Origin of the sequence: Butyricimonas sp. BSD2780061689_150309_C8 (genome assembly GCF_015560935.1) — a bacterium.
In the GTDB taxonomy this organism is placed as follows: domain Bacteria; phylum Bacteroidota; class Bacteroidia; order Bacteroidales; family Marinifilaceae; genus Butyricimonas; species Butyricimonas paravirosa.
On sequence record NZ_JADMSV010000012.1, the window covers coordinates 1 to 26,170 of the forward strand.

Below are 26,170 nucleotides of genomic sequence, written 5' to 3' on the forward strand. Positions count from 1 at the left end.
AAAGTTATTTACAGAAATTTTATTCTGGCCGGGTCATGTGTTTCATGAATCTCGACTACCGTCGATTTCGATTCACGCTCGCTACGTTTTGTTCATTTCAATATCTTAAAGAACTCTTCTTTTCATCTTGTCGCTCCCGTCATCCCCTCGTGCCCTCCTCTTGAAAGCGGCTGCAAAGGTAAGGCTTGTTTTTCATTCTCCAAACTTTTCAAGCTTTTTTTTCAAACTTTTTTTTCCCGTCCCCTCGTTTAACCTCTTTCCCTCGTGCCCTCTCTCTCGAAAGCGGGTGCAAAGATAAGGCAATGATTCCCCCTTTTCCAAATTTTTTCACCATTATTTTTCATCTTTTTTTCAAGCCCCCGACCAATACCGTGACTGGCAAAACGTTAGGGAGAAAAAATTTTACCGGGAAAACGGGAAAGACCACCGGGAAAAGGGAGGGAAAGGCGGCACGACCGGGAAAAGGGACCGCGCTCTCGCCCGGCAAGCACCTTTCATCGACACCCGTGAACGTCTTTGAAACGTCCTTGATTCGAATTTGATACGCCTTTAATCCCTGTCTTCCCCCTGTTTTCAACGGGAAAACAACGGGAATAACAACGTGGCCCTGACGATTCTTACCCGCCGAACAAACGCCCACGAGCGACCTTGTACCGAAGGAGAACCGAAGATGTACCGTGATTGATTGCTGTCTTCACCCTGTAATCTACGGGTATTCACGTAAAGTGATCGAGAGTATTAAAAATTAAGAGGGAGTCAACATTTTTTCAACTCCCCCTTTCGCACGCACCTGAAAATAAAAAGCACTTTATTTCTTCTTTTTCCTCTTCGTCAACTCCGCCATTTTAGCACGAAGCTCTGGAAACGAAAGATTACGAGCAACGATACGATTCTCGGCATCCAGCAGGAAATAAGTCGGGAGATCCCGCACCAGATAGAGGCGGACAATCTCGGACTCCATACCCTTAAGGTCTGAACCGTTGGTCCAAATCATCCCATCAAGCCCAATAGCCTGTTTCCACATGGCAGCACTTTCATCCAGAGCCACACTGACAATTTCAAGACCTTTCGGGCGATATTGCAGGTAAAACTTAACCAAATCAGAGTTATCCTGCCGAGAACTACCTTGTTGTGCAGCCCAAAAATGTATAACCTTCCATTTAGCGGGCAAACCATGTAAGGTAAACGTGTTGCCATCAGGTTTCATCAAGGTGAAATTGGGAACAACTTCTCCCTCGATCAATTTACCATATCGATCTAACATCGCCGCTATGGCTTTGCCGGGAGCTGTGGCACGAGCCGACGTCCCCAATAATTCATATTTAGCACGAAGCGTGGCTTCATCATCTGCAGCCATGTTCAAGGCGATGATGTAAGCCGAGACATAATTGTCAGCGTTAGCCTTGATCAATTCCTGTGTTTTAAGCACCGATTGCTTGTAAGCATTGTCAAGACGAAATTGCAAACTTTCAACTTTCGCCGCATTACCCTCGCCTTCCAAAGCCTTATACTCTGCCTCGGCACGGTTTTTCTCGACAGCATAATCATGGCCGATGCGTTCAAACTCCTTCCAAAGTTTCACGGCCAGTCCTTCACCCTCTATTGCAGCCCCTTGTGCCGTAACTGAAACCTGGTAATTTATATTCTCCAACAACAAGGGTACCTGTCCTTCCACCCCGGCAAAAGCTAGATTCACGGCACGAGCTTCCCCGGACACCGTTCCTCTGAGTATAAACTTATCCCCCTCAACAAGGGTTGATGCCAGCGTATCGACCCGACCAAAATCGGCTGTCACGACAAAGACTTTAGTAATCGATATGCCCCGAATTTTCCCGGAAATCGTGTATCCATCCTGGGCCAAACAAGTCCCTCCAAACAACACTCCGGATAATAGTAACAGTATCACTTTCTTCATATATAATTATTTTTATGCCCCAATCAAAAGGAGCGTTCTACATGTTTATTCAAATCACTGATCACATTTTATCTTCACGCTTCAACTTCGCATTCAGTCAACGTTTCTATAAAATTAAGCCATGCGTAATCCTATTTTACAATTAATATTTCATCAGCGTTACAATGTTAGAAAATGGGGTTACATTCAGGTCCATCTTAAAACATGTATCTACATCTGCTGTTCTTCATCTCTTCTCTTGCTTCCTATCCTCTCGTTCTCTCTCCTTCCTTATTTGGTCCCATTCTTTCTGATCTTGTTTCTGCCTCTTTTTTCTCACTTTCATAACCTTTTCCACTTCAAGAATTTCATTAGAAAATACACAGAATGGCAAATTCTCTGTCAAAAGATCCTTCAGCCTATCCTCGCTGATTTCAGGGACTTTGAACCTTTTCACGATATCTTGTTCTATTTCGTGGAGTCTGTCAGGATCAATATTTAACCAAAATCCATCGTAATGATCCGGGTAGCGCTGTCTTTTCCGAACAATTTGTCCTATTTGCAAAGCACTACTTAAATTTACGTTCGCACCGGGATTATTTACCGGTTCCCACCTTGTCATTGTATCGGGATTATGAATATTACGAACCGTCCACTCAGCATAATTCCATTTATACTCTTTTACTTCGTATGTCACATTTTTCCCTTTCACTATTCCAAGTTTGAATACATCTTGACAAAACAGTGAAAAATTCACGCCGAATAGTAATAATACTAATAAAATAACCTGTTTCATTTGTCTTTTTTTAATAGCTTCTGGTTATTTCATAAAATTTCTCATGTTCGATCTATTTAACTATTACGATCCATTCCGACATTCATTTTTAATGAAAACATCATTCTTCATCTTGTTTTTCCTTTATTACAAATTTAGGCCATGGCCGAACTTCAACTTTAAAATCTTTTTGCTTCCAGGCTTCTATCGCTTTTCTTCGAGTCTCTCTCGTTTCCTCTATATTTTGAATCTCACTTCCATATACAAAAACGAAAAAGTCAGCTTCCACGTAGATTTCTTGCAATTTCGACGGTAATTTCAATTTTCTCAAGATAAGCTGTTCCAAATCATGCAATCTGTCCGGAGAGAAGTTTGCCCAAAACGGTTCATCGCACAAGTAAAAAAAATTAGTTACCTGCAATAATTCCTTTTTTTTCGCATCGACCCTAAATGTCATACCGATAAGAGCACTACGATATATTTGGGCTAATTCTTTCGGTGACAATCCATCGTGTATAATTTCAGCTACTTGCATGTTGATATCAACCATTTGCGGAGGGATTATATTATGATTAGGCACCTCTCGAAAAGTGGTGTCCGGGTTATTCACGTTTCGTATAAACGTGAACGATTTCAAATGTCCTTTGCCACGCTTGACTTCATACGTCACGTTCTTACCTTTCACGATACCTTCGTCATACAATATTTGGGAAAACAAGATATTCACGATAAACAAAGAAATAATCAACAAAATAATCTTTTTCATGTGTATTCTATTTTATAATTTTTACAACAATACTGGGCAACATAAGCTTCCACTTCATTGTTCAAGTTCCTATTTGGAAGTAAGTTGCCATTTTGAAAAAAGTGAAAAAACTCATGAAACAAGAGTTCATCTCTATTCGCATCTCGTAATATCTTTTCATTATAATCAATCCTTCCCATCCCATAATATCTCAGTTCTCCATCAACCCCCATGACCAAATTTCCGTCTTTATCCATGATGGGCCAGAAATAAATTAAAGGACGATTCGGTATACTTTTAACCCTTAGAAGCAATCTCCTTCCCAGTGTATTCCCCAATATTTTTCCCGTGGCTTGTTTAAATTCCTCGGGAGAATTATCTCGAAGCAAATCCGCAACCGTTACATTTTCGGGAAGAAGGTTCAATTCGGCATCAAAAAGTATCTCTTCCTCGATTCCCAACTCTGGCTCCGCACAATTCCAACAGGAAACGAGTAAAACAAATAACAATATAAATTTGCACGTCTTCATGTCCTCTCTTTTTATTTATTCCCGCCCAGCAACTCCACTATCTTTTTTTCCAGTGCCTTTCCTCGAATTTTAAAAAGCCTATAACTTATACATCTGATTTCTTTTTTGCCAATATTCCCTTGACGCTTTTTGCTCTGCCTCCTCTGCCTCCTTTTTCGCTTTAGCCTTTTCCGGGTCAAGTATTTGATCGGGACATATATATACCTCGAAATCGTCATTCAAATACATCTCCGGTGTGTCTTCAGGCAACACTAATCGTTTCACGATATCTTTCTCTATCGCATACAATCTGTCGGGATCAAAATTCAGCCAAAAACCATCGTAAGCAACAGGATCTCCCTCCCGTTGCCATCCTCTCGCCGCCCGATCCCGTGCCGCCACGTAATGATTATAAAACAAAAAACAAGTCACTTGCAACACTTTACGCTTCGTGCTATCCACACGCAACACGACCCCAGCATTTTCCCCGAATGGTTTATTTTTTCTCTCTTTTTCATTTAGCTCCGCGACCTCGGCTTCTGACAAATGATCGTGGAGAATGATGCCGATCTGCATGCTTAAATCCTCGAAAAAGCCCCGTTTCACCACACCCCTATACGGTATCTCTTTCTGCACGGTATCCACGTTATGAACATTACGAACAATCCATTGCGGGTAAGAAGGCCCCTTAGGCTTATAGAGAGTCACAATATGTTTCACTTCATACGTCACGTGCTTCCCTTTCACGGTTGTCCCGAGTTTAAACACGTCTTGAGCGTTCGCGACACTCGTTGCGAACAATACTGCTAATGATAAAAGAATCTGTTTCATAAGTGTTGATTTAATAATTGAACAAGTTTTGGAAAAGGATGCTCGTTATATCCCGCTTGATCTCGCATCCAATCAGAACCATTATAAGGAGGGGTTTTTGCAATAAAATCCAACGCCGCCACGTATTTCTCGTGAAACTCGTCATACGAGATCCCCTCTTTCAAATAACCGGTACGTTTATCTATACAAGAGGCAAGTGCCACAAGTATTGGTCGAAAATCACGATCAATTACAACAGCAAAATAACTACTGCTTTTACTGTCAGAGTATAAATATTGAGCCAGACAAGCTTCCAGTTCATTGTTCACGCTTTTTCTCGGTGGACGTTCAATACCATTTTGAAATACGTGAAAAAATTCATGGAATAAAAGTTCGTCTTTACAATCATTATTCAGCACTTTACCCGTGTAACGTATTAATCCACTCCCCGCATAAGCCATTTCTTCCTTGCTCATATCCGGCAGTCCATCCTCTCCCGGTATAGCCTCGAAACGAATAAAAGCACGATTGGGACTCAACGCTTTGACATATCTCAACAATTTATTGCCTATACTATTATTCAAAATAGTAAAAGTGGCATCCCCCCAAGCATCAAGGTAACCTGGCGCAAGCAAATCCATGACCCTTATATTTTCGGGGAGAAAGTTCAACTCGGCATCGGGAAGCACCTTTTCCTCGAATCCCAACTCCGGCTCCGCACAATTCCAACAGGAAACGAGTAAAACAAATAACAGTATAAATTTGCACGTCTTCATATCCTCTCTTTTTTATTTATTTTCCTCCAGTAACTCCGCAATCTTCTTTTCCAGTGTTTTCCCCTCCCGGGAAAGTCACTTTACCTTCTAGAATCGGGTTTAAAAAATCAATATCACCACTAGCAACAAATTTCCCTTCGAGGAAATCAAAAAATCCGGTCAAAGGAACTTTCATTTCTTTTATAGTCCGATAAAATCGCTTGATTTGTTCCTCCGTCATGCTTTCAAATAATACACCATACATCTGAAAAGAAACATATATTACTTTTCCTTCTCTATCAAATTGAATAGAAGCCATACAAAAATTCAAATTCGGGTATCGCTCCACATGCTGCACGAGTTTACGCAAAATATCTCCCGGCAAAGCCTTTATACATTGTATAGTCCAAGCCTCTTGTGCGTGATCAAAAGCGATCCGACAAGAATCGATATCATTGTTATAGTCAAAATTATGATCAGCGAACGGGTAATCAGAAACCAAAACCGCATCACAGGTATCTTGGATACAATAAATCCCATTCCCGTATTGAAGTCGATAAGTCAAAGAATCCCAACGAGCCTTCTTTTCCGAACCAAAAACTTTTTCCATCTTCAAATTTTGAGCCTGCCCTCCTAACGTTAGGCATAATAAAACAAATAATAGAATCGCTTTCATCATTTTTATTCATAGTTATATCTACCTGTCTTGTTGCCACTCTATACAGCCAGATGATTAAAGATTGAGGATGAATACAATATACCTTGTTTCATTTTTTCCGTCATTAAAAATTCAGTTTTGCTTTCCTTATTTTCCCCCTAATAACTCCGCAATCTTCTTTTCCAACGCTTTTCCCCGGAGGTTTTTGGCTACGATGCGGTTATCCTCATCCAGCAAGATGGTATGAGGGATTCCCCTGATGAAATAACGGGCGGCGATCTCCGAGTTCTTTCCTTTCAGGTCTGAAACGTTAGGCCAAGTGACCTTGTCGTTTTTCATTGCCTTGGCCCACTCCTGCTTTTTATCGTCTAGCGAAACACCGATGATTTCCAATCCCTTGTCATGATACTTTTGGTATATCTTGCGCACGTTTGGGGTCTCCCGGCGGCAAGGCTCACACCATGAGGCCCAGAAATCCAAGAGTTTCACTCTTGCCTTGATCCCGTGAAGGGAAAGCGTGTCGCCATTCAACGTTACTCCCTTAAAATCCGGGGCAACGGATCCCGGTTCCACTTGTTTTAAAGCTGCTAATTGTATGGCAATCAATTGCCCGTAAAAGCACGTTTTGGCCGGTTCTCCCAACATCTCGTGAAGAGCTTTCAAAGAAGAATAATCCATTTGCAGCATGACAGAGGCGATCATGAAGGCCGTGACGGGCGAATCTTTATAAGTTTTAAACAACTCCTCTTGTTTCTTTCCGACCTCCGTCATTGTCTTCTCAAATTGTTGTTGCAACGCTTGCAACTTCATCTGGTTCTGTTCGGCATAAGCGGCCCGAACCTCCTGTTCCATCCTCATCTTTTCCCGGGTGATAGTTTGATTGATAACGTTGTACTGGTTCAATATCTTTTGGGATTCCCCTCCGCCTCGTACTTCTATGCCATTCTCCCCTGCCACGATCGTGTATTCCAGATTCTCGAGCATCAACGTGGCTATCGGCTGTTGCTCCGCTGTCATTATGTAAGCAAGAATCATGGAATCAACTTGTCCCGAAAATTCAAAACTACCGTTCACCATGAGAGCCTCATCCAATTTAACCGCCCCTCCCGGGCTGGCACTCACCAACACTAAATCTCCCCCGATCGTCCCTCCCAATTCTCCCGTGATCTTGAATCCCTGTTGGGCCAAGCTCACTACAAACGAGCAAACTACCAGCAACATTGATAATACTATTTTTTTCATGACCTTCTCTTTTTTAATAAACCCCTCCCGTTTCGACCGGTAAGTTTCAACGGGAGAGTTGACAACGTGTCTATAATTAATTATTTCTTTCTTCCACTATCGTTGCAACGGATGTTTCAGCACCGGCTCTTCCTCGATCTTCGGTGTAGTCCTGTTGATTTCCACGTCGCCCACGATGATTGCCGACGGGTAGATCAGGGAGGCGGGAACGCCGTTCGGGAAGTAGTTCATCACTCGTTCATCGGAAGATATTCCCTTCAAATCCATTAACTTCGTCAATTCCGGAGCAGACAGATTGTTCACCCGGACCCGGATCTCCTTGCCGTCCTTCACGTTCACCTTGTAAACCGCAGATGCCTCTCCACCGATGCGTCGAACGATGTAGGCGTACTCCAGATCCGCCTCTTTAGCCGCCTTCAACAGGGCCTTCTTCAACTTCTCGGGGCCAACGCCCTTGCTCGCCTGCACGTGAATGGTTCCCGGGGAGACGATCGCCATAGGGTTATCCGGTGAAATCATAAAACGGGCACTACCCGTGGATTCCGGGGCTTTCAGCGTGGGAACCCGACCGTTCAACATTCGCTTAAAGACCCCATTCTCCACGAGGGTCAACTCGGCTGCCGGGACCACGCCATCCCCGTCAATCTCGTAACACCCGAAAAGAGGGGTCCCGTTATATTCCGCCAGCGTCGTGTAATTCTTCACCGTCAAGCGGCTATCTATGATTCTACGCCCCAGTTGCTCGTCCAGCATTCCCCGAGCCGGGGCCATCGTCCGCAGTGCCAGTAATCTTCCCGGTGATAGCAAGTTATCGGTGAACAGCCGGGAGGCAGCCCCCCCCTCGAAGAGCACTGGACCCGTGTAATATTCCTCAATCATCGGTGTCTCCTTCAATTCCATCAAGTTATCGGCAAAGTCCTTCACCTTCTTCTTCAACTCCTCTATGGACGGCAGGTCTGCCGGATTATCCAGCGAACTGATCGCAAGGACATCAGATACCGTCGAGCCGTCGGTCGTTCTCACCGATGCGCTCACCGTGAGCCCTACTAACCCCAGCGGGAATTTCAATCGGACATTCTCGCTTGTCAACCGGTAATTGTCCTGTTCCACGGCGACCAACATCACGTTGGAGTTGAACAACTCCTTGTAATCCTTGAATAGGGCGGAAAGTTCTTTTACCATTCCTTCCAGCGCTGCAAGATCAACCTCGAAGGGTCTCGGCCGCTCTACCATTTTGGTGACGGCCGGAAGTTGTTGCATATCCGGCACGGCTGCCTCGGCCGGCGGCAACGGGTTGCTCTTCAGGTGCGCAATCTTCCGTGCCATCACTTGCAACGAGAAACGATACATCAAGTCCGATGTCTCCCAAAATCCCCGGCGGATGTTGTAGCCGTCCAACTCTGCAGGCAACTGAACGGGAGCCACCTGCCCCATATACTGGATATCACTGTTATGCTGGTAATTCCCCAGCATCACCTGCACTCCACCGGAGCTTTGCCAGGGAGTTACCGTGGAATAAAAGATGCCTCCCAGCGAACCGGCTATCTGCCACTGACGGTAACGGGTCAACACGTAAGACAGGTAATAAGGCTTTGCCTCCCCCGGCAACGAAAGACCGGCCATATTTCTCCGTAACTCCTCGTCCATCGCCCCGAAGATCGCCTCGTCACCATCACCACCGGTAGAAGTATTCACGTCCGGGGCCGGCAACACGGGAGGTAAGTCGCGAGACTGCGTGCGACGTTGCGTTTCCACCTGGCTCACATAAATCATAGGCGAGCAGGCCGTCACGGGAACCCAACCCGACTCGGCACCGCACATCCCCGTGAACACGGCCGGTTGGTCACCGGCGGCGGTAATGTTCGAGAACATCGAGAGCGGGGTCCCAATCATGTCCACCCCGCGAACCAGCTCGTCCGGACGACCGTCAACGTACACCCGGTAAACTTCTAGCGGAGTCACGTTGAACGAGTTCAGACTTCCACCTTCCCCGGTGTAAGTGAATCCGCTGGTCACGGCGTTGAAGTAGTAACCATATTCCTTCCCTTGTTTCTTGGCCTCCTCGATCAACATCTGGCGAAGCTCGGATTCCGTGTAAGGATGTGCGGTCTCGATCACTAGGTTGGACTGCCGGGAAACGGGATCCCCCCCGCCGGAAGTCCGTCCGTGGCCGTTGCTAACCGGAAACCCGTCCAGCGGAACCCGGCTCATCAGAAACTCTTTCAACACGCCGTTCTCCACGTTATTCACCCGTCGAGCCTTCACGCCCTCGTCATCGTAGAGGTAGTGACCGTTCAGGTCCGTCCCGGCATAACGAGTCAACGTGGGATCGCAGTATACTTGGAAATCCACCGGCAACACTTGCTCTCCCACCATTTTCTTGAACGTCTGGCCTCCCGTTTTCAAACGATGACCTTCCAGCCGGTGGCCGAAAATCTCGTGGAAGAACACCCCGCTTGCCGGACCCGAAAGGATCGCCGGACCCGTAAACGGGTCGGCCACGGGTGCATCTCGCAACGCCAGCAGGCGACGGGTCATCTCTTTCGCATCAGCAACCATCCGGTCAATACCCGGTAACTCGTCCGGGTTGTAGGCAAAATAATCCATATTCAATGGTAACACCATCCCGTCGGCAGCTTTTATGGAAGCAGACAACATTACCCGGGCCGATACCCGATTCTGTGCCACCTCCGCACCCTCGCTACTCACCAAGTAGGTCCGGTAAACCTGAAAGGTCAAGTTCGCCATTCCCTGTTGCAGCTCCGGGCAAGCCTTGAACACGGCGGAAACCTCGTTCAAGCGTTTTTCCCACACAGCGACGTCCACTATCTTGTCGATGCCGTCCAGCGGGGCCTCGTAATACTTCTCTGCGGTAACACCCGAAAAACAGGGAGCCTTGTCCTCGTCCTCCACGCTTACCGTGGCTTTCGTTTTCGAGACTTCCAATTGTTGTTGGGCAAACTTGTAACGTTTCAATGTCTCTCGCCAGATTGCCTCGCGGATACCTTCCGTCGTCTCGTCATCCAGCGGCAGGAACACTCCCGAGACATTACCTCTGCGAGGATCTTGTGCCGCCCCTTGCGAATTGTACTTGAAGTTATCCAGTTCCAGGCTGCCCAACCGCACTTGTGGAACCAGTGTTCTCATCCGGGTTTCCCGGGAGGATGCTATCGCACCAAAGCTACTTGTGACGTTCACCGTGTAATCGTCCATTGCCCGCAGATTCATGTAATAAGGAGCTTGAGCCTGCTTTTTTAACTCGTTCATGCTGTACGTCAACTCCGATTTTAGCAATTGCAACAATTTGTCCTGTTCCTGAGCCATGGCAACCGGAGAGCAAAAGAGCAACAAGAACAACAAGAATTTAGATTTTATCATATCTCCATATTTTTAAAGTTCGCCTATAAAATTCATTTTATTAAAAAGAAAGTTTTACATCCCATTTCATATCTCCCTTCAACTTTTCGTCAACGCCAATAACAAAATAATCTGTTTCATTATGAAATTTATTACTTAATACTTCTCAAAAAATCACACAAGGTAGATATAGTCGCGCTACTTCTTTTCATGTTTTCAGCGCCCATAATTTATTTCTCTACACTCCCCGTCAATATACCCCGCTTTAATAAGTACATTCAAGTACGTTCCCTCTCTAGCCCACTTCTCCTCGCTCCTGTCTATCTCTTCGATTAACGCCCGCTCGATTTTATAAAACTGATCCACGGACATCGTCCAAAGCATTCTTGATATTTATCATAAATACATATATTTATGTTTTTCAAAAAATTTCTCTATAAAATATCTCGTAAAGTACACTCTCCTCGGGAATACTTCCTCCGTTTTCCCTCATTCTCTCTAAAATTTTGGATTCGACATTGACCACGAAATAATTTTTCCAACATCCGTTTTTCTTCACTTCCGAATAATAATCGTCCTCTTCATTCAATCGAGCCTTTGCTATAATTCTTTTTTCGATAGCACGAAAACGATCTACCGGGTATGTCCTCCAAAAACAAGCATCACGATGCTTATTGAATGTTCGCTCTACGTGTGCTTTCTCCCACGTTTCAATGGCATCCTTGGAAATCCCGCTATCTATAAATCTCGAGCGCATATAAGCTATATATCCTTTGTCTATTTCGTCAAAATCACAAGGATTTTTAGACAAGCCAAAAACTACTTCTCGTACGCATAAACAAGAATCCAACACGCAAAAAACACGGAAACCGGCCCCCTGACATATTACCTCATCTATTTCCTCCCGAGTTAAATGATTATACACGATTTCCCAAATATTATATCTTAAACTATCAAATCCAGTATTGGCCACATATACATGCCCCTTCTGGTATCCATCTTCAATACCGAGAGTGTCGTACCTATTATTCCGGTTCTTTAAAAAAAGACTTGAAACATCTTTCTTTACCTCGTAAGCCACTTCTTCCCCTTGTAACACATCACCCGTCTTCAAACATTCTAAAGGAATTCCATCGACACAAGAGATTCGTTTACCCCTTATCTCCTGTGAACATACAATGCTATAAAGCAAGATTGACGCTAATAATAAAACTAGTTGTTTCATAATTCCATTAATTTATCATTAAACTTGAAAGTATTCGAACAGAATATGGAGACGGTCCTATTTTCCACCCCTTATCACTACCATACAAAGGATGTAACCCGATCTCTGTAAAAGCGATCAAAAATGCATGTTGAAACATGGATTCATTCGTGGTTTTTCCCGTATATATATCAAAAAATTGTGCTAGACTCTTTATTTTTTCTTCAAAATTCAGATTATTCCCCCTCAACGCCTTAAACTCTTTCCCTGACATCATGCAATAGAAATATTGTCCCAAATAAGCTTCGATTTCAGTTTCCAATAGATATGACAATCTCCCTTTCGGCTCCTGAGCCATATGTATTAATTCATGAAATACTAACTGCAATATGTCACCTGTAGACATCTCTGCAAAATTATACTCCACACACCCATTCCCTATATATTTAAACGTATTCTTCAGTCCCAATTGATAAACAAAACGTGCTTTTATACCACTATTTTTCAAGGCTTCGGCAGCTCGATTGACAAGATTTGCTCCTATTTTTGTTTCATAGAGCCCCAAAAGAGCATCTTTAATAATTAGTGGAACATCCTGAAATTCTGCAGGAAGTTCCTTTTTATTATTCATAATTTGAAGGTCGGGAAGAATCAAATTTTCCTGATCCATATCTAATGGAGACTCAGCACAACTTCCAAAAAGGACAATCGCCACTAGAACCAGTAAAAAGTTTATTCTTGTCATACTCAATTCATTTACTTTTACCAAGATATTTCATCGTGAAAAACTCCAGCATACCGTAGACGTAAGGCTTCATCTGGCTTTCCACATCTCGAATCATCACCACTCACTCTTGTTGTGTTCATGACTTTTTCATGTTTTCAGTACCCGTAATTTATTTCTCTACCACTCCACCCCGCTGTTAATAAGTACTTTCAAGTACGTTCCCTCTCTAGCCCACTTCTTCTCGCTCCAGTCTATCTCTTCGATTAACGCCCGCTCGATTTTATAAAACTGATCCACGGACATCGTCCAAAACATTTTCAAATATTCCTCGTTATCTTTAAACCGGGGATCGACATCTCCCCACTCGGGTTTATCAAACCGGAATGCCAGCTCTTTGATTTTTCCCTGTTTCAATCGAAAATGTATAAACACACCCGCCCACCCCCGTTTGTAAATAGCCCGTTGTTCCGGGGGCAGGCAAGCCCCCACGATCGTCGCCAGTTTCACTCGTACCTCTTGCGGGATATAATATTCATCGATCTTGTCATCCGGGTAAACCTCTCGTAAACCGGTCGAGTCCTGATTGGCCAAGTTTTGCAACACGAAGAGATCATTATCGCTATCCCGGTAAAGCTTGTATTTTACCCCTTTCCCCGTTAGCGTGTCTCCCACCTGCTTGCCTTCCAATATATCCGATTTTGATTCTTTTCCCGTTTGAGAATACAACATTCCGGTATTCAAAACCATTACTAAAAATAAAATAAACTGTTTCATGATAAAGGTTATTACTTGATACTTCTTAAAAAATTACACAAGGTGGATATATCACGAACCGGATATTCCACCCATGGAGCCTCTCCCTCTTTATTTTGATACAACGAACATTGCTTTATCGCTCTCATTGCCTTATCATAGTGAGATGCAAACTCATCGGATGTAATAGTTCCGCTATCCAAATCCATGCATTTTACCAATTTTATTATATTCTCTGTAAGCTCATCATTGGGTGTTTTAAAAATCTCGGGCCGCCCCACGCTCAAACAAAAAATATACTGGGCCATATACGCCTCGATTTCGTCATTCAACACCCGGTTAACATCATTCCCGTCCTTGTAAATATGAAACAACTCATGAAATGCAAGTTGTTCAAGGTCTCCATTCTGCAAATTATTCGGATTGTATAAAACCCACCCCATCCCCATGTAACGCATAGAACGTTCGGGGATACTGAAAGTAGAAGTAAATTCTATCACGTACTTCGGCGGACACCTCAAACTGGCATACGTCAAAAGCGGGCCGCCCAAACGCGTAGTTTTCAAATTCGCTAGAGCTTCATCTATCGGACTAATCCCACTTCGTGTATCGCTAAAAATTTCATCTTCTTGCTCCATTTCTAATGGTGACTCTGTACAACTTCCCAAAAGGAAAATCGCCACCAGAATCAATACATTCATTTTCATAAGCCTATCGTTTAAGTTCGTTATTTCACTCTTCTCGTTTATATTATTGTTGCTTGTTATTCGTTATTTTAAATATTAGAAACCGATCCCGACCTAGATCTTAACATCTCCTCTTTCCAAGCTTCGATCGCCTCCTCTCTCACCTCTCTTGCCTTTTTCAAATTACAGATATACTCGTACAATATACCAATCTGTAAAACATACACGAAATCCCTCGTCATTCCCGGGGGTAGTATGACTTTCTTCACGATGTCTTTTTCTATTTCATACAGCCGGTCGGGATCGAAATGTATCCAAAACCCGTCACTGGGAACATCTGGTTCCTTCTTCCGATATTCTGGTTCTTTTACAAAATACTGCACCTTTGTTATGTTTCCGCTACTGTCTCTATCGATACAATTCATTGGACGTCTCGTTGTATCCGGAATTTCACTGGCACATTTCCGTATCCCGTCCCGATACATGCCGTAAAACACGAACCACTCCACCTGTACCAGCTTATTACTATCAATCCGAATCATCGTTTGAAAATGATCCGAGGGAAAAGATTTTGCTATCTTACTTAGCTTCCGCAATTCTTCTGGTAATAAACGATCGTGAATAATTTTTGCTATCTGCATTTCAATATCCCATGTTTGAGCAACTAAGTTGAACACATCCATCACTTCCACTTTAGCGGTATCCGATTTACGTGTATTTTTGACAATTCTGCCCCACGGGAAAGAATTTTGTTCCTTCACTTCATACGTCACGTGTTTCCCTTTCACCGTCCCAAGTTTAAATACCTCTTGCGAAAACAAGGAACTCGCACTAAACAATGCCACAAATAAAAATACAAAATGCTTCATAAATTTTCATTTATCACGTAATAATCTTATAAGTCTTTGAAAAGGATAGAAACCGTGTTGAACCAACCCCGAAACCCATCCATCACCGCTATAGAACGGCACCGTATTAAGTGCTTGTAAAAAAGTACTATATTTGTTATAATTTTCTTTTCCAACGTTTTCCTCCAAAGTTCAAGACCACAAGCTATATACCCTTCTTCAGACTAAAAAAATGCAACACACCATAAACACAAGGGATTTTTTGATCGTACGCGTTTGCCAGCATCTTGTAACGAATCTTATTTATTGAATCGCGTTTTTCTCTATTCACACGTGAATCCGCCTCTGGGTATTTATCCATAGTATCCATAAACAATTTCCCATCCGGACGATTAAAGTCAAAACAATCCGGGTGGAAAGGCTGATTTATGGCCGCATCATAAATCAGTTGCAATTCCTTTTCTTGAACCACGTCCAACAAGGCCGAATCTACACGAAAATAGACGGACAACACCTCGCCCGTGTTCTTCACTAAAGCATATACATCAAAATAATTCTTGTTTTTCACCTTGCTATATAGCTCGTCTCCTCGTTTCCACAAACGTTTCGTCAATGTATCAGGTATTGCTTCCAACCACTCTTTAGGATAAGGTTGGATTACACCTTCTTTACTTGTAAGACAAACTCGCGATTCCAACCAATAGGTCAGTGTATCGGGAACCGAGGCATTTGTATCCAACAATCCTTTTGCTTTAAAGAACTCGACTTCCTCATCCCAACGAGTATTTCCCTTGCGGACACGGGTTACGTAAGCTATTCCTAAATCAAATCCTTTTTCCCAAACCTCTTGCTGCAAGGCTTCAAATTCCCGCTCTAAATCTAAAGGAACAATCCAAGTAAAATTGTTTTCAATCCGTTTAAAACTTTGAAAATCTTGTCCATATGTATTCAAAAAAGAGAATGATATTGTGAAAATTATATATATCTTTTTCATATCAGTTTTTTTTCTATAAAATCATGGGAGGCCATCCTGCTCGAGGTTTAACATCTTCCTTTTTCCAACGCTCTATCGCTTTCTTTCTCTCTTCTTTTATTTTTTTTATATCACCCAAATCACGAGGCATTATCAAAATATTAAAATCATCCGTTAGAAGTATTTCCGGCATTTTCTCCGGTAGCACCACTCGCTTCACGATATCTTTTTCTATCGCATGTAATCGGTCTGGATCAATATTCAACCAAAAATCATTATATGAAGCGGGGTAATCCTGACGTTTCTCCGGAGGTCTCCTCATTCCAGCCATGTACTTATTGCAAAATCTAAAACAAGTTACTTGCAATAACTTGTACTTATTGCGATCAACACGAAGAATGACCTCAAACCAACAAACTCCTCCTTCCTTTTCTCTCGTTTTCATTTCCAACAATTCTTCCGCTGATAAATGTTCATGTAAGATCTTTGCTATTTGCATTTCAATATCCTTCTCCTGGGAAAAGATCACTCCCGGGTTTGGAACTATTTTTATAGCTGTATCCGGGTTATGAACATTTCTGACAATCCAACGTGTTGGAACATCTTTTTGTTCCCTCACTTTATACGTCACATATTCTCCTTTCACAGTTCCGAGCCTGAACACTTCTTGCGAAAAAAGCATGCTCACGCTAAACAATGCCGCAAATAATAAAACAATACGTTTCATAAATTCTGATTTAGTAGTTTTGCAAGTTTTTGAAAAGGATACAAACCTGCTTCAACCCTACCTGACGTCCAACCGTCACCACTATAATTGGGATGTCCGTCAAGATAATCTAAAGCACTTGTATATACATTATAAAATTCTTCGTAATCAACCCCTTTCCGCAAATAGCCGGTACTTGCATCAATATATGATGCAAGCTCCATAATACGCTCTGTAAATTTTTTATCTATAACCCATGCAGAATACTCTCGACTGCTGGCATAAAAATACTGGGCAAGGTAAGCTTCTAGTTCATCACTCCTATTAAGTAGGTTCCTTACCTGCATACTGGAATACATGAAAAAATTCATGGAATAGAAGTTCGTCTTTGTATTCATTTATTAATGCCGCCTGAGTATAGCCTATTTTCCCTCTCTCACCATAATTCATTCCGATATAACTCATTTCCGGATTTCCATCTTTATCTAGTATTACCTCAAAATGAACAAAAGGCTTATTCGGACTTAGAGCGTAAACAAACTTAAGCAATCTATTTCCTATACCATTATCCAAAATCGTTGCGGTAGCACTTTTCCACCCTTCCGGACTATTCTCTACGAGCAAATCACTAACTTTCAATTTCCCTGCAAGAAGATTCAATTCAGAAATCACAAGTTGTTCTTCCTCTAATCGTAAATCAGACTCTGCGCAACTCCAGAAAAAAACAATGATACCGAATATTATTAAATATCTATTTCTCTTCATCATTACCGGTTTAAATTCGTAGTAATCGTTCTCACGTACCAAACGAAAGGGAAGTATTCCCCTGCCCGCACGCAAGACAGGGAAATACTATTTTGTTAGTAGTTAAACTATTCCACCGTACACGGAATAAACTTACCCAAACGCAAGCAGTACTTTGTCAAGCTACTGATCGTGCCGATCGGACGATTCGACATCTTCAGGCGAATATACCGTACAGGAGTTCGCATTTCCTCCGGTACTAGAAGATAAGTTTCCTCTCCGGGGGTGTTCCCTATCGAGGCACTTCCATCCGTGTAATTGGCATTCGTCCAAGTATAACCGTCGGTAGAAAACTCGATTTTCAAATTAGACAACAAGTAATCTGTATCTCCTTTTTGGTTACGGGTAGGCTGTCCCACTTTAAAACCATCCACAATTTGAGGAGTTTTCATATCATAAGTTACGGAGACAACACTGGCGCCCACCGTTTCTGCCGGCTCAAAATACACCTCCACGTCATATTCTTCCGTATAGCCATAACCATAATCTACCACGACATGCCTCAACCCGTCGAAAAGCAACATGGCAGCCCCGTTATCCTTGTAACCGTTATACACGGTATCAGAACAAGTTACCTCCCAGCCGAGGGTATCCAACGGCGTGTAGACCGGTTTATCAAGCATATTGCTGTTTCCCTTCTCCTCGAATGCTAAATCCGTCAATTTCCCTGCTTTTTTATATGCATCGAAAAAAGACGTTCCAACAGCATCTTTTTGGTAAAAATAGTGCTCATTATAACGCTCTACCGTGAAATCGGGACGAGTATCTTTCAAAAATTGCAACATCACTAAACCCACGTATTCATCCGTGGTACTGTGATTGCTTTTAACATACTGGGAATCCATGTATCGATTTTTACCAAGAACAACTTTCTTCAAGTTCGGAAAATACATCAAATCCTGCATGGAAGTCATATCGAAATCCATTTCCAAGGTCTCCACCTCGTTCACCCGGTTCTCCCAATCCTGTCCGTAGACACCGAGCATCAGCTGGGAGAATGCCGTAGACCACAACCTTTCATTCAGATTCAATGTTTCATCCTTAAAGTCAATTTCATCGACACATCCCAACAATTTTCCCTTCCGCTGCACGATAATCGGTTGGTTAAAATCAATATCCACACCAACCTCATCAGGCAACAAGAAAAAATAGTCACGTCCTAGCTCAACAGCACTTCCCCACTGTTCATAAGAAAGAGAATCGTGTGTGTGGGCTTTCATATCCCACGTATGTTCCACCCCGGCTCTATCTTTAAAACACAACATCATTTCCTTAACATTTTCATTATCCTGATCAAGCACTACCGCCAACTTGTCCCCCATGCGACTAAAAGCCGTGACTCCTCGCGAGAAGGAGCGCAAATCCTCGTGATCGTAGGAATACGGCCGACCGTATTTTTCCTCCACTAATGACTCTCTTCCATTGGCATCCACGTTGTTCACCCGTACCGTGTACATGGCATCTCCCAAATTATCAATATAAACGGTATCCATCAGATCTTCACTGTCTGGATCACAAGGATTGGCGAACATTTCACCAGATCCTTTATCTGATTTCCACGTGATTTTTACTTTTTTTACCCCGGCATCAATATTGTGTTTCCACACCACTTGTAACCGTTCCCACCCCGGATTTACCTCCACATCCGCACATTTGCCCAAGTAGCGGATCATCCCGTCTCCGGCAAACTCGTCGTAGGTCTCTTCAAGACTCTCGCTACAACTTACCACAAAGAGCGCAGTAAGCAGGCCGATTATATAATATAGTTTTTTCATCATAATTGTTCCTTTATTTGTTTTCCATCTTTACAAATACCTCTAGCTCGTCGAAAGTGATGTACTCATTAGCATTATCCTCATATCCATACGGATAGTTATTTGGCCAACGATGACTCATATACGTATCCTCAATGATGAAGAAAACGTAGCGAAAAGCTTTACCTAAATAGTTACACTTCATATCCAAAGAGATGGGATCTGCCGCCTCAAAAGTCTTGTCATCCTTGTCCTTGAATGCTGAACTTCTGTCATTAGGACCTTGTTGATAATCAGAGAAACGACACCAAGCATTACGATAAAAATTAGTCCATCCCGGATCATCATTCAAGGAATAAAGCAGAGTACACTCACTGAGAGGCGCTGTACTAGGATTTTCCGCATTGGTCCCGTACACTTTGATCTTACTTGCTAATCGAGAAGTATACACGGCTGTCCATAACGTACAAACAAACATATCTTTAGTCGGATCAGGATAATTGGGATTAGCATAAGGATAATCACGTCCATGATATAGGAAAGCATCCCCACGCAACATAGCAGGAATCTTCGGTGTGCCAAAGTCTATGACAAAACGTTCCCCGAAGGCATTCGGCCCTGCAACAAAAGTACCAAACTTGTAGTTATCACCTCGCTGGTAATTTTTCCGATAATTAGCACCCTTCTTTTTCCCATCGAAAAGATATTTCACGCCGATTTCGTGGGGTTCATCTTCGATTTGCAAAGCCGGAGGAAAAGAGAATGTAAACTGATCCGGAGACAGCATTTCCATCGCCAAGGCATCAATGCCCTCATAGATTTGCATTTTCACTTGATTTCCCTCGAAATCATCCGTCCGTACAACCACTTTCAGTTCATCCAACGCCTGTTTCAACTCAAAATTTAGCGTGTCTCCCCCTTCTAGAATAGGAAAACTTCCCACCAGGATATTATCCTCTTGTTTCGTGGTAGGATTTATCCCTACATAAAAAATATGTACCGTTCCCTCCACAATAGCTGGCGACGTATAGGTCACGTTGAAACCTCCCCAAAACGGGTTTACCGTTAGATGTTCGAAGAGAGCTACAGTGGCTGCATCTTGTGTGCTGAACGTCTTTTCCAGCGGTGCCGATTCCTTCAGGTTATTATTAAGAAAAGTCAATTGTACCGGCTCGTTAGTCCTCGCCTCCGCAAAACCGTTCAGCAACAATGTGTCAGTCAGATAGGTCCCTTCTTTTACTAACTGCCGCCCGTAAGCATCCTTATAACGGGCCCGTACTCCAAAAATATTCATATTGTCAGGTAACTTGTAGCGCATCACCGCACCTCCCGGAACCGGATCAAAAGAGATTTTCCGAAACTCCACTGGCACGTCGAAACCGTTTTCATCGTCATCCTTACAAGCAACGAATGCAACCAGTATCAATAAAAAGAATAATATCTTTTGCGTCATAATTCTAAATTTTAAATTCTAAATTCTAATTTACCATCCCGGGTTTTGCACACAACCGGCCGTTTGCACCTCCTCACTCCGAATAGGCCAGAAATAGTCTCGCGGTGCAACAAACTTATTGCCGGAATAAACCACCACCGGGCCTCGTCCATTATTATAGAAACTATTAGCATTATTCCCTATCACATTCCACCCCAAGGATTTCTCGTTAAATTCGACATTGGCAATTTTCCAACGCCGCACGTTCCAGAATCTGTATCCCTCAAAAGCAAACTCGATGTTCCATTCTTGACGGATGATATTTCGCATTCCAGTCTTCGTTTTCACTCTACCCGGGTCCTTGGCATTCTTCCAAGCCTCCTCTACATCCGGAATTCCTGCCCGTTTTCGCACCACGTTCAAATATTTGTACACTTCCGCATCAGGAGCTTGTTTACACTCATTCAGAGCCTCGGCTGCAATCAAATACATCTCTGCCAAACGGAAAATAGAAGCCGGTCTTTCTCCCAAACTCCCTAAACCACTTTGATGGCCGAGAAGAGTCGCCCTCGAAGAAGACCATTTTTTCAAATAGTAACCGGTAATGTTTTGCGGACCGGTAGCGGACAAACGTTTTTCATTCAATCCCCATCCTTCACCTTGATAAACTTTCATCAAATAGACATTGTTTGCACCAGTACCCAAGCGCCAATAACAACGATCGGCAGCGATAGTAGCATAAAAACGGGGTTCACGGCGACGATGAAGGTTTAATACAGGTTCGTTCAAAACAACCACATCAGTATACTTCGGGTCGGTCTCCACGCTAAGAGCATAAGGATTTCCACCCCCTACCCACTTCAAATCCTGATCGATGGGTAAACCATTCTCCGTGTAGAACATCTCTACCATTTTCATGCTTGGCGTCAAACAAGCCCCCGGCAACGTATGGTTCGAACCGTCATCAAAATTAGGCAAGGTATAATTAAATAACCCGTCTCCCTGCTGTAGCCTAATCATATACAACACCTCGTCACTCAACCACCCAAACGTCTGAATGGATCTCTCTATATCAAGCATATAACCCTGTAATTCCGTATTAGCAGAATTGCCACTCACCAAGTTCGCTGATCCTGTTTCGGAACAATAATTAATTAAATCAATAGCAGCCTGTGCAGCCCGCTCCCATTTTTGAGGATCAGCCGTAGAACTGAACAAAGGTTCACCTTGTTTATTTTTGAGATTTCCGTAATCGGGATTACCATTGAAAAGATCAGAAGCCTGGTAGCATAATGCCCGCGCTTTCAATGCCATAACAGCCTCTTTATTGAAATATCCACGTCGCTCACTCTGTTTCGCATTGCAGGAGGGAAGTAAATCGACTACCTCATCACAAAGACTCACGATGTAATTGAAACAAGTATCCACGTGAAGACGAGGTAACTTCAATGTTTCGACATCCTGATTCGGATCAAATTGATCCGGCACAATCATTACCGGGCCGTAGCGACGTACCAGCTCGAAATAATAAAAGGCCTTTAGCGCAACCACTTCCGCTTTCCATTCCTCCTTATCTTTATCCGGCAAATTATATACATTGTCTATACGGGTAATAAAATGATTACAAATCACGATTTGCGTGTAAAAATCTTTCCGGCAAGGCACACCATTAGCACTGGTTATATTAAGCCACGTGTCTCCATAAGGATCTAACACGTTCTGCATACCGCCAATAATATCCAATCCTTCCGGATGATAATAAAGTGTATTTCTCATGTAATTGTCGGCAACTAATTCATCTGACCCAGTGTGAGTCACATCATCCCACCGGTCATAAAGGTCTTGCATATAGGCATAAGCACTTTTCAGCCACACGTAAGCCTGATCATAAGTCTCGAATTCCGAATCGATGGTTGCGATATCCTCCTCCGGCACCACATCCAACCAACTGTCACAAGACGTGAACAGTAAAAACGGAAGTAATAAATAAGATAATAAATGTTTCATTTTATCTCTGTTTTTTAATTAGAAGCTAATATTAACACCCATAGCGTAGGTCTTTTGAATAGGGTAATTAAACCCGTTTCCTCCTAATTCCACATCCCACAATTTAAAATTGGAGATCAAAAAAGGATTGTTGGCACGAGCAAAGAATTTCACGTTCTGCATCCGCAATTTTTTGCGGAGTCCCAATGGCAAGTTATACGCCAGTTCCAACGCCGTGCAACGTAAAAAACGACACTCCCGCATAAAATAGGTGGAACGGCGATCATCCGTGTTATTCGCACTCCAATCTTCCTGCTTGTTATAAACAGTGATGTCCTGCACGGAAAGACGGGGCCAGAAGGGGCGGTTATCCACATTTTTCTCCGTCCAATGACTCTCGTAAATTTCCTTCAGCATCGCATGGTCCTCCACAAATGGAGACAAGGCTTTCGGATTAATAAAGAATCCTCGCTTACCAGATCCTTGGAACGAGAAGTTAAACTCCCAGTTCTTGTAATTGATAAAACCGCTGAAACCATACACCATCCGCGGAGTTTCCGGGAAACCGATATGCACCGCATCATTCACATCAATCGTCCCGTTTCCATCCACGTCCCGGTAACGAATATCCCCCGGCATGATACCAGTATTTGCTTGTGGCGAGTTATCGATCTCCGCCTGATCTCGGAATAACCCTTCAGCAATATATCCTACCCGCTGAGAAAGCTCGTACCCTGTTTTCAACTGCCAATACGGTTTATCCTTTGCCTCTTCCAACTCCTTGTAAACCGCCTTGTTATAAGTAAAGGTTCCGTTTAGGATAATCCAAAAATCATTACTGAAAGAGTGTTGCACTTTAGCAGAAAGATCCAAACCTCGAGCCCGAATTTTACCCAAATTGTCCAGTGGGTTCACTTCCACCCCCACCTGAGCAGGAATAGTAACTCGTTGTTCGATAATATTATGACGTATCTCTTGATAAAGATCAAGGTTGACTTCCAAAATATCCTTAAAAAAGCGGGTCTCCAAACCGAGATTTAACTGCTCGGACACCTCCCATTTCACATCCGGGTCACCATAATTTTTAACCTCTTTACGGCTTAATTGCTGCTGTGATCCCGGTTCCGGGTCCATATAACCTGGCCCTCCAATAATTTCCGGCATATACACGAAACGAGGGTCTTTGATGATTCCGTCGTTACCGACCTTCCCCCATGAACCTCTCAACTTTAGGAACGAGATCCATTTATTGATACCTCCCTGCATAAAATTTTCCTTAGAAATAATCCAGGCTCCGCTGACAGCCGGGAAAAACCCCATTCGATTATTTTTAGTAAAACGCTCAGAACCATTATACCCAAAGCTCGCCTCTACAAAGTAACGATCTAAGAATCCGTAACTACCACGCATGGAAAAACTCAAGTTACGTTGCTCGAAACTACCAAACAAATCACTCACCGGAGCAGAATTAGCTTGTAGTGCCTGAAATACAGCCGTCAACGATGTCTGGTGCAAAGTTGCATCAACCCCACCCCAAGCTGCGGTATGCAGCATACGACCTTCATACACCAATTGCGTGGAAGAAGTCGAGGCAGATCCTCCCTGATAAGGCTTTTGCAAGGTCCGTCGTCCATTCGACAACAGCGTCAATTTATGTTCTCCGGTTTCAAAATCATACCCCCCATTTTCTGCATCCATCGCATAATAAAAAGGTCTGAACTCAAAAGCATTCATCTCGTACCCGGTTTTTGACAAAGAGGCACTCGCTCGTAATTCCAATCCCTTCACCAATCCAGATAAATTATGGATATACTCTAATTTAGTCGTCGCACTATAACGGCTCCGATCTTGATAACCACTCTGTATTTGAGCGTATGGATTAAGGGCAACGCCACCACCTTTCCTCACACTCCCGAAACGTAAATGCGGCCAACCATGTTCGAAATCACCCGGATAAGTAGGGGCAAAATTTACTGGTGAAGCATTGAATGCATAAGCATAAGCAGTTTGTACTTCAGAGCGAGGTCCATGATATTTATCGTAATTTATATTCGTATAGACCAACATTCTGATACCGGAACTTAAATTTACATTCAAGTTGATACGCGATGAAAGCGTGGAATTCTTAATGTTCACTTCAAACTGATTCAACCGATCGGTTTTCAACATTCCCTGGTCACGTACATAATTGACAGAAGCATAATATTGGACTGTTTCGGACCCACCCCGAACATTCACCCCCACACGATGGTTCACGGAATAATCTTTGAACAGGACCTTAAACCAGTCGTTAGCAGGGTACACCCAAGAGGGATAATCTTTACTACCCGTACGTTCGATACGATTCAAGGAATACTGGGGAGTAGCACCCGGATTTCGCGCCAACAACGCCTCATTGTACATCCGCATATAAGTTTGAGGATTCACCACTTCGATTTTATCCGTCGGCATAGAGGCTACTGCCTCGTAACGTACAGAAGTATATACACTCCCGGCTTCTCCCTTTTTTGTTGTCACGATAATAACCCCATTTGCACCGCGTGCCCCGTACATCGCTGTTGCCGACGCATCTTTTAACACGGAGAAACTCTCAATATCCTCTGGAGCCATACGTGCCAAATCCAAACGGGAAGATTCCACCCCGTCAATCAACACTAAAGGTTCTGAGGCTCCGTTAGAAGAACTGATACCCCGAATGTAGAACTTGGTGTTCATTTCCTCTTCAGTCAATGCACCAGGAGCACCACCCGTCTGCCAACCGATGATTCCGGCAATTTTACCGGTAAGAGCGGAAGTCAAATCACTACTAGACGATTTCAAATCCATTGGGCGTATGGTAGTAATGGCACTCGTTACACTCTCTCTTTTTTGCTTACCGAAGGCCACAACCTGCACTTCGTCCAATTTTTGCTCCTCGGGATTCAAACGTATATTCACTTTCGTTTTCCCTCTCGGCTCCACTATCGACGTTTTGTAACCGATAAAAGAAACCCGTAAAGCATCTGTCGGTCTCACGTTAATCACATAATATCCGTCCATGTTCGTGACTACACCATTTGTAGTTCCCTGAATCAACACGGTAGCCCCGGGGACCGGATTCCCGTTTTCGTCAACCACCCGACCAGTAATCTCGGTCAACTTCACGTCCGGTAGTTTCCGCAGCGTGATCACCACGTTTTTGTTCACGATCTCAAAACTAAAACGTGTTCCATCCAGACATTTTGTAAGAATCTGTTCTAAAGTCACATTCTTAAAAGATTCGGTAATCTTTTTCGTCTCATTTTTTACGTTCTCGCTGTTGTACGTGAACTTGTAATCGCTATTTTTTCCAAAATAATCAAACACCTCTGTTAAAGAGGCATTTTTAAAATCCACGGTAAATTTCGGGACTTCTTGAGCCACAACAACACCTATATTGCCTATGATAAACAAAGACAACAAACTCAGGAATCGTTTCAAAAACCTGTCATTCCCAAAAATACACTCTCCAAAAGTGTAACAAATCGGTTTTTTCTTCATAAATTTGCTTTTAATTATTCAATTAATGAGTAA

General features: G+C 43.2%; 23 protein-coding genes. All 23 read right to left on the bottom strand.

Annotation, left to right across the window (positions count from 1 at the left end; translation table 11 throughout):
• Positions 1–808: 808 nt before the first annotated feature.
• Entirely contained in the window at positions 809–1,915 is a 1,107-nt protein-coding gene (locus I2I33_RS10560; protein WP_087421560.1) for a TlpA disulfide reductase family protein, read from the bottom strand.
• A gap of 226 nt (positions 1,916–2,141) precedes the next feature.
• Positions 2,142–2,690: a hypothetical protein gene (locus tag I2I33_RS10565; RefSeq protein WP_087421559.1), complete on the bottom strand. Its 549-nt coding sequence runs from the start codon at positions 2,688–2,690 to the stop codon at positions 2,142–2,144.
• A gap of 100 nt (positions 2,691–2,790) precedes the next feature.
• A complete protein-coding gene (locus tag I2I33_RS10570) occupies positions 2,791–3,435 on the bottom strand; it encodes a hypothetical protein (protein WP_087421558.1) in 645 nt (214 codons plus the stop codon).
• Positions 3,432–3,944, bottom strand: a complete 513-nt coding sequence (locus I2I33_RS10575; RefSeq protein ID WP_087421557.1) for a hypothetical protein — start codon at positions 3,942–3,944, stop codon at positions 3,432–3,434. The genes I2I33_RS10570 and I2I33_RS10575 overlap by 4 nt, the downstream gene beginning before the upstream one ends.
• Positions 3,945–4,022: 78 nt before the next feature.
• Positions 4,023–4,754, bottom strand: a complete 732-nt coding sequence (locus I2I33_RS10580) for a hypothetical protein (RefSeq protein ID WP_087421556.1) — start codon at positions 4,752–4,754, stop codon at positions 4,023–4,025.
• A complete protein-coding gene (locus I2I33_RS10585; RefSeq protein ID WP_087421555.1) occupies positions 4,751–5,509 on the bottom strand; it encodes a hypothetical protein in 759 nt (252 codons plus the stop codon). The genes I2I33_RS10580 and I2I33_RS10585 overlap by 4 nt, the downstream gene beginning before the upstream one ends.
• Before the next feature lie 16 nt (positions 5,510–5,525).
• Positions 5,526–6,098, bottom strand: a complete 573-nt coding sequence (locus I2I33_RS10590; RefSeq protein ID WP_147344457.1) for a hypothetical protein — start codon at positions 6,096–6,098, stop codon at positions 5,526–5,528.
• Positions 6,099–6,293: 195 nt separating this feature from the next.
• The gene (locus I2I33_RS10595; RefSeq protein ID WP_087421553.1) at positions 6,294–7,388 is read right to left on the bottom strand and encodes a redoxin family protein; all 1,095 of its coding nucleotides are present in this window, start codon (positions 7,386–7,388) and stop codon (positions 6,294–6,296) included.
• Between the two features lie 96 nt (positions 7,389–7,484).
• Positions 7,485–10,766, bottom strand: a complete 3,282-nt coding sequence (locus I2I33_RS10600) for a metallopeptidase TldD-related protein (RefSeq protein ID WP_162613817.1) — start codon at positions 10,764–10,766, stop codon at positions 7,485–7,487.
• A 195-nt stretch (positions 10,767–10,961) separates the two neighbouring features.
• Positions 10,962–11,129 carry a hypothetical protein gene (locus I2I33_RS10605; protein WP_162613816.1) on the bottom strand — a complete coding sequence of 56 codons (168 nt, stop codon included), beginning with the start codon at positions 11,127–11,129 and terminating at the stop codon, positions 10,962–10,964.
• 37 nt (positions 11,130–11,166) lie between these two features.
• Entirely contained in the window at positions 11,167–11,970 is an 804-nt protein-coding gene (locus tag I2I33_RS10610) for a hypothetical protein (RefSeq protein WP_087421552.1), read from the bottom strand.
• Between the two features lie 7 nt (positions 11,971–11,977).
• The gene (locus tag I2I33_RS10615) at positions 11,978–12,718 is read right to left on the bottom strand and encodes a hypothetical protein (RefSeq protein WP_195666802.1); all 741 of its coding nucleotides are present in this window, start codon (positions 12,716–12,718) and stop codon (positions 11,978–11,980) included.
• A gap of 135 nt (positions 12,719–12,853) precedes the next feature.
• Positions 12,854–13,450 carry a hypothetical protein gene (locus I2I33_RS10620; RefSeq protein WP_140402599.1) on the bottom strand — a complete coding sequence of 199 codons (597 nt, stop codon included), beginning with the start codon at positions 13,448–13,450 and terminating at the stop codon, positions 12,854–12,856.
• 11 nt (positions 13,451–13,461) lie between these two features.
• Positions 13,462–14,136 carry a hypothetical protein gene (locus tag I2I33_RS10625; protein WP_087421549.1) on the bottom strand — a complete coding sequence of 225 codons (675 nt, stop codon included), beginning with the start codon at positions 14,134–14,136 and terminating at the stop codon, positions 13,462–13,464.
• Positions 14,137–14,204: 68 nt separating this feature from the next.
• Positions 14,205–14,984 (bottom strand): hypothetical protein, encoded by a 780-nt coding sequence (locus tag I2I33_RS10630; RefSeq protein ID WP_087421548.1) that lies wholly within the window; start codon positions 14,982–14,984, stop codon positions 14,205–14,207.
• A 184-nt stretch (positions 14,985–15,168) separates the two neighbouring features.
• On the bottom strand, positions 15,169–15,957 hold the full coding sequence (locus I2I33_RS10635) for a hypothetical protein (RefSeq protein ID WP_087421547.1): 789 nt from the start codon (positions 15,955–15,957) through the stop codon (positions 15,169–15,171).
• 13 nt (positions 15,958–15,970) lie between these two features.
• Complete coding sequence (locus I2I33_RS10640; protein WP_087421546.1) at positions 15,971–16,663, bottom strand: hypothetical protein; 693 nt, start codon at positions 16,661–16,663, stop codon at positions 15,971–15,973.
• Positions 16,660–16,989: a hypothetical protein gene (locus tag I2I33_RS10645; protein ID WP_087421545.1), complete on the bottom strand. Its 330-nt coding sequence runs from the start codon at positions 16,987–16,989 to the stop codon at positions 16,660–16,662. Before I2I33_RS10645 ends, I2I33_RS10640 begins: the two co-directional genes overlap by 4 nt.
• The gene (locus I2I33_RS10650) at positions 16,967–17,407 is read right to left on the bottom strand and encodes a hypothetical protein (protein WP_087421544.1); all 441 of its coding nucleotides are present in this window, start codon (positions 17,405–17,407) and stop codon (positions 16,967–16,969) included. The genes I2I33_RS10645 and I2I33_RS10650 overlap by 23 nt, the downstream gene beginning before the upstream one ends.
• Before the next feature lie 107 nt (positions 17,408–17,514).
• Complete coding sequence (locus I2I33_RS10655; RefSeq protein ID WP_087421543.1) at positions 17,515–19,224, bottom strand: DUF4998 domain-containing protein; 1,710 nt, start codon at positions 19,222–19,224, stop codon at positions 17,515–17,517.
• A 10-nt stretch (positions 19,225–19,234) separates the two neighbouring features.
• Positions 19,235–20,653 carry a DUF4959 domain-containing protein gene (locus I2I33_RS10660; RefSeq protein ID WP_087421542.1) on the bottom strand — a complete coding sequence of 473 codons (1,419 nt, stop codon included), beginning with the start codon at positions 20,651–20,653 and terminating at the stop codon, positions 19,235–19,237.
• A gap of 30 nt (positions 20,654–20,683) precedes the next feature.
• Positions 20,684–22,639 carry a RagB/SusD family nutrient uptake outer membrane protein gene (locus tag I2I33_RS10665; protein ID WP_118303984.1) on the bottom strand — a complete coding sequence of 652 codons (1,956 nt, stop codon included), beginning with the start codon at positions 22,637–22,639 and terminating at the stop codon, positions 20,684–20,686.
• An 18-nt stretch (positions 22,640–22,657) separates the two neighbouring features.
• Positions 22,658–26,137 carry a TonB-dependent receptor gene (locus I2I33_RS10670; protein ID WP_087421541.1) on the bottom strand — a complete coding sequence of 1,160 codons (3,480 nt, stop codon included), beginning with the start codon at positions 26,135–26,137 and terminating at the stop codon, positions 22,658–22,660.
• Between the last annotated feature and the right edge of the window lie 33 nt (positions 26,138–26,170).

What these genes read in the sequence shown, in the direction of transcription:
- I2I33_RS10560 (WP_087421560.1), bottom strand. Translation starts at nt 1,915, where the DNA reads ATGAAGAAAGTGATACTGTTACTATTATCCGGAGTGTTGTTTGGAGGG.
- I2I33_RS10565 (WP_087421559.1), bottom strand. Translation starts at nt 2,690, where the DNA reads ATGAAACAGGTTATTTTATTAGTATTATTACTATTCGGCGTGAATTTT.
- I2I33_RS10570 (WP_087421558.1), bottom strand. Translation starts at nt 3,435, where the DNA reads ATGAAAAAGATTATTTTGTTGATTATTTCTTTGTTTATCGTGAATATC.
- I2I33_RS10575 (WP_087421557.1), bottom strand. Translation starts at nt 3,944, where the DNA reads ATGAAGACGTGCAAATTTATATTGTTATTTGTTTTACTCGTTTCCTGT.
- I2I33_RS10580 (WP_087421556.1), bottom strand. Translation starts at nt 4,754, where the DNA reads ATGAAACAGATTCTTTTATCATTAGCAGTATTGTTCGCAACGAGTGTC.
- I2I33_RS10585 (WP_087421555.1), bottom strand. Translation starts at nt 5,509, where the DNA reads ATGAAGACGTGCAAATTTATACTGTTATTTGTTTTACTCGTTTCCTGT.
- I2I33_RS10590 (WP_147344457.1), bottom strand. Translation starts at nt 6,098, where the DNA reads ATGGAAAAAGTTTTTGGTTCGGAAAAGAAGGCTCGTTGGGATTCTTTG.
- I2I33_RS10595 (WP_087421553.1), bottom strand. Translation starts at nt 7,388, where the DNA reads ATGAAAAAAATAGTATTATCAATGTTGCTGGTAGTTTGCTCGTTTGTA.
- I2I33_RS10600 (WP_162613817.1), bottom strand. Translation starts at nt 10,766, where the DNA reads ATGATAAAATCTAAATTCTTGTTGTTCTTGTTGCTCTTTTGCTCTCCG.
- I2I33_RS10605 (WP_162613816.1), bottom strand. Translation starts at nt 11,129, where the DNA reads ATGCTTTGGACGATGTCCGTGGATCAGTTTTATAAAATCGAGCGGGCG.
- I2I33_RS10610 (WP_087421552.1), bottom strand. Translation starts at nt 11,970, where the DNA reads ATGAAACAACTAGTTTTATTATTAGCGTCAATCTTGCTTTATAGCATT.
- I2I33_RS10620 (WP_140402599.1), bottom strand. Translation starts at nt 13,450, where the DNA reads ATGAAACAGTTTATTTTATTTTTAGTAATGGTTTTGAATACCGGAATG.
- I2I33_RS10625 (WP_087421549.1), bottom strand. Translation starts at nt 14,136, where the DNA reads ATGAAAATGAATGTATTGATTCTGGTGGCGATTTTCCTTTTGGGAAGT.
- I2I33_RS10630 (WP_087421548.1), bottom strand. Translation starts at nt 14,984, where the DNA reads ATGAAGCATTTTGTATTTTTATTTGTGGCATTGTTTAGTGCGAGTTCC.
- I2I33_RS10635 (WP_087421547.1), bottom strand. Translation starts at nt 15,957, where the DNA reads ATGAAAAAGATATATATAATTTTCACAATATCATTCTCTTTTTTGAAT.
- I2I33_RS10640 (WP_087421546.1), bottom strand. Translation starts at nt 16,663, where the DNA reads ATGAAACGTATTGTTTTATTATTTGCGGCATTGTTTAGCGTGAGCATG.
- I2I33_RS10645 (WP_087421545.1), bottom strand. Translation starts at nt 16,989, where the DNA reads ATGCAGGTAAGGAACCTACTTAATAGGAGTGATGAACTAGAAGCTTAC.
- I2I33_RS10650 (WP_087421544.1), bottom strand. Translation starts at nt 17,407, where the DNA reads ATGAAGAGAAATAGATATTTAATAATATTCGGTATCATTGTTTTTTTC.
- I2I33_RS10655 (WP_087421543.1), bottom strand. Translation starts at nt 19,224, where the DNA reads ATGATGAAAAAACTATATTATATAATCGGCCTGCTTACTGCGCTCTTT.
- I2I33_RS10660 (WP_087421542.1), bottom strand. Translation starts at nt 20,653, where the DNA reads ATGACGCAAAAGATATTATTCTTTTTATTGATACTGGTTGCATTCGTT.
- I2I33_RS10665 (WP_118303984.1), bottom strand. Translation starts at nt 22,639, where the DNA reads ATGAAACATTTATTATCTTATTTATTACTTCCGTTTTTACTGTTCACG.
- I2I33_RS10670 (WP_087421541.1), bottom strand. Translation starts at nt 26,137, where the DNA reads ATGAAGAAAAAACCGATTTGTTACACTTTTGGAGAGTGTATTTTTGGG.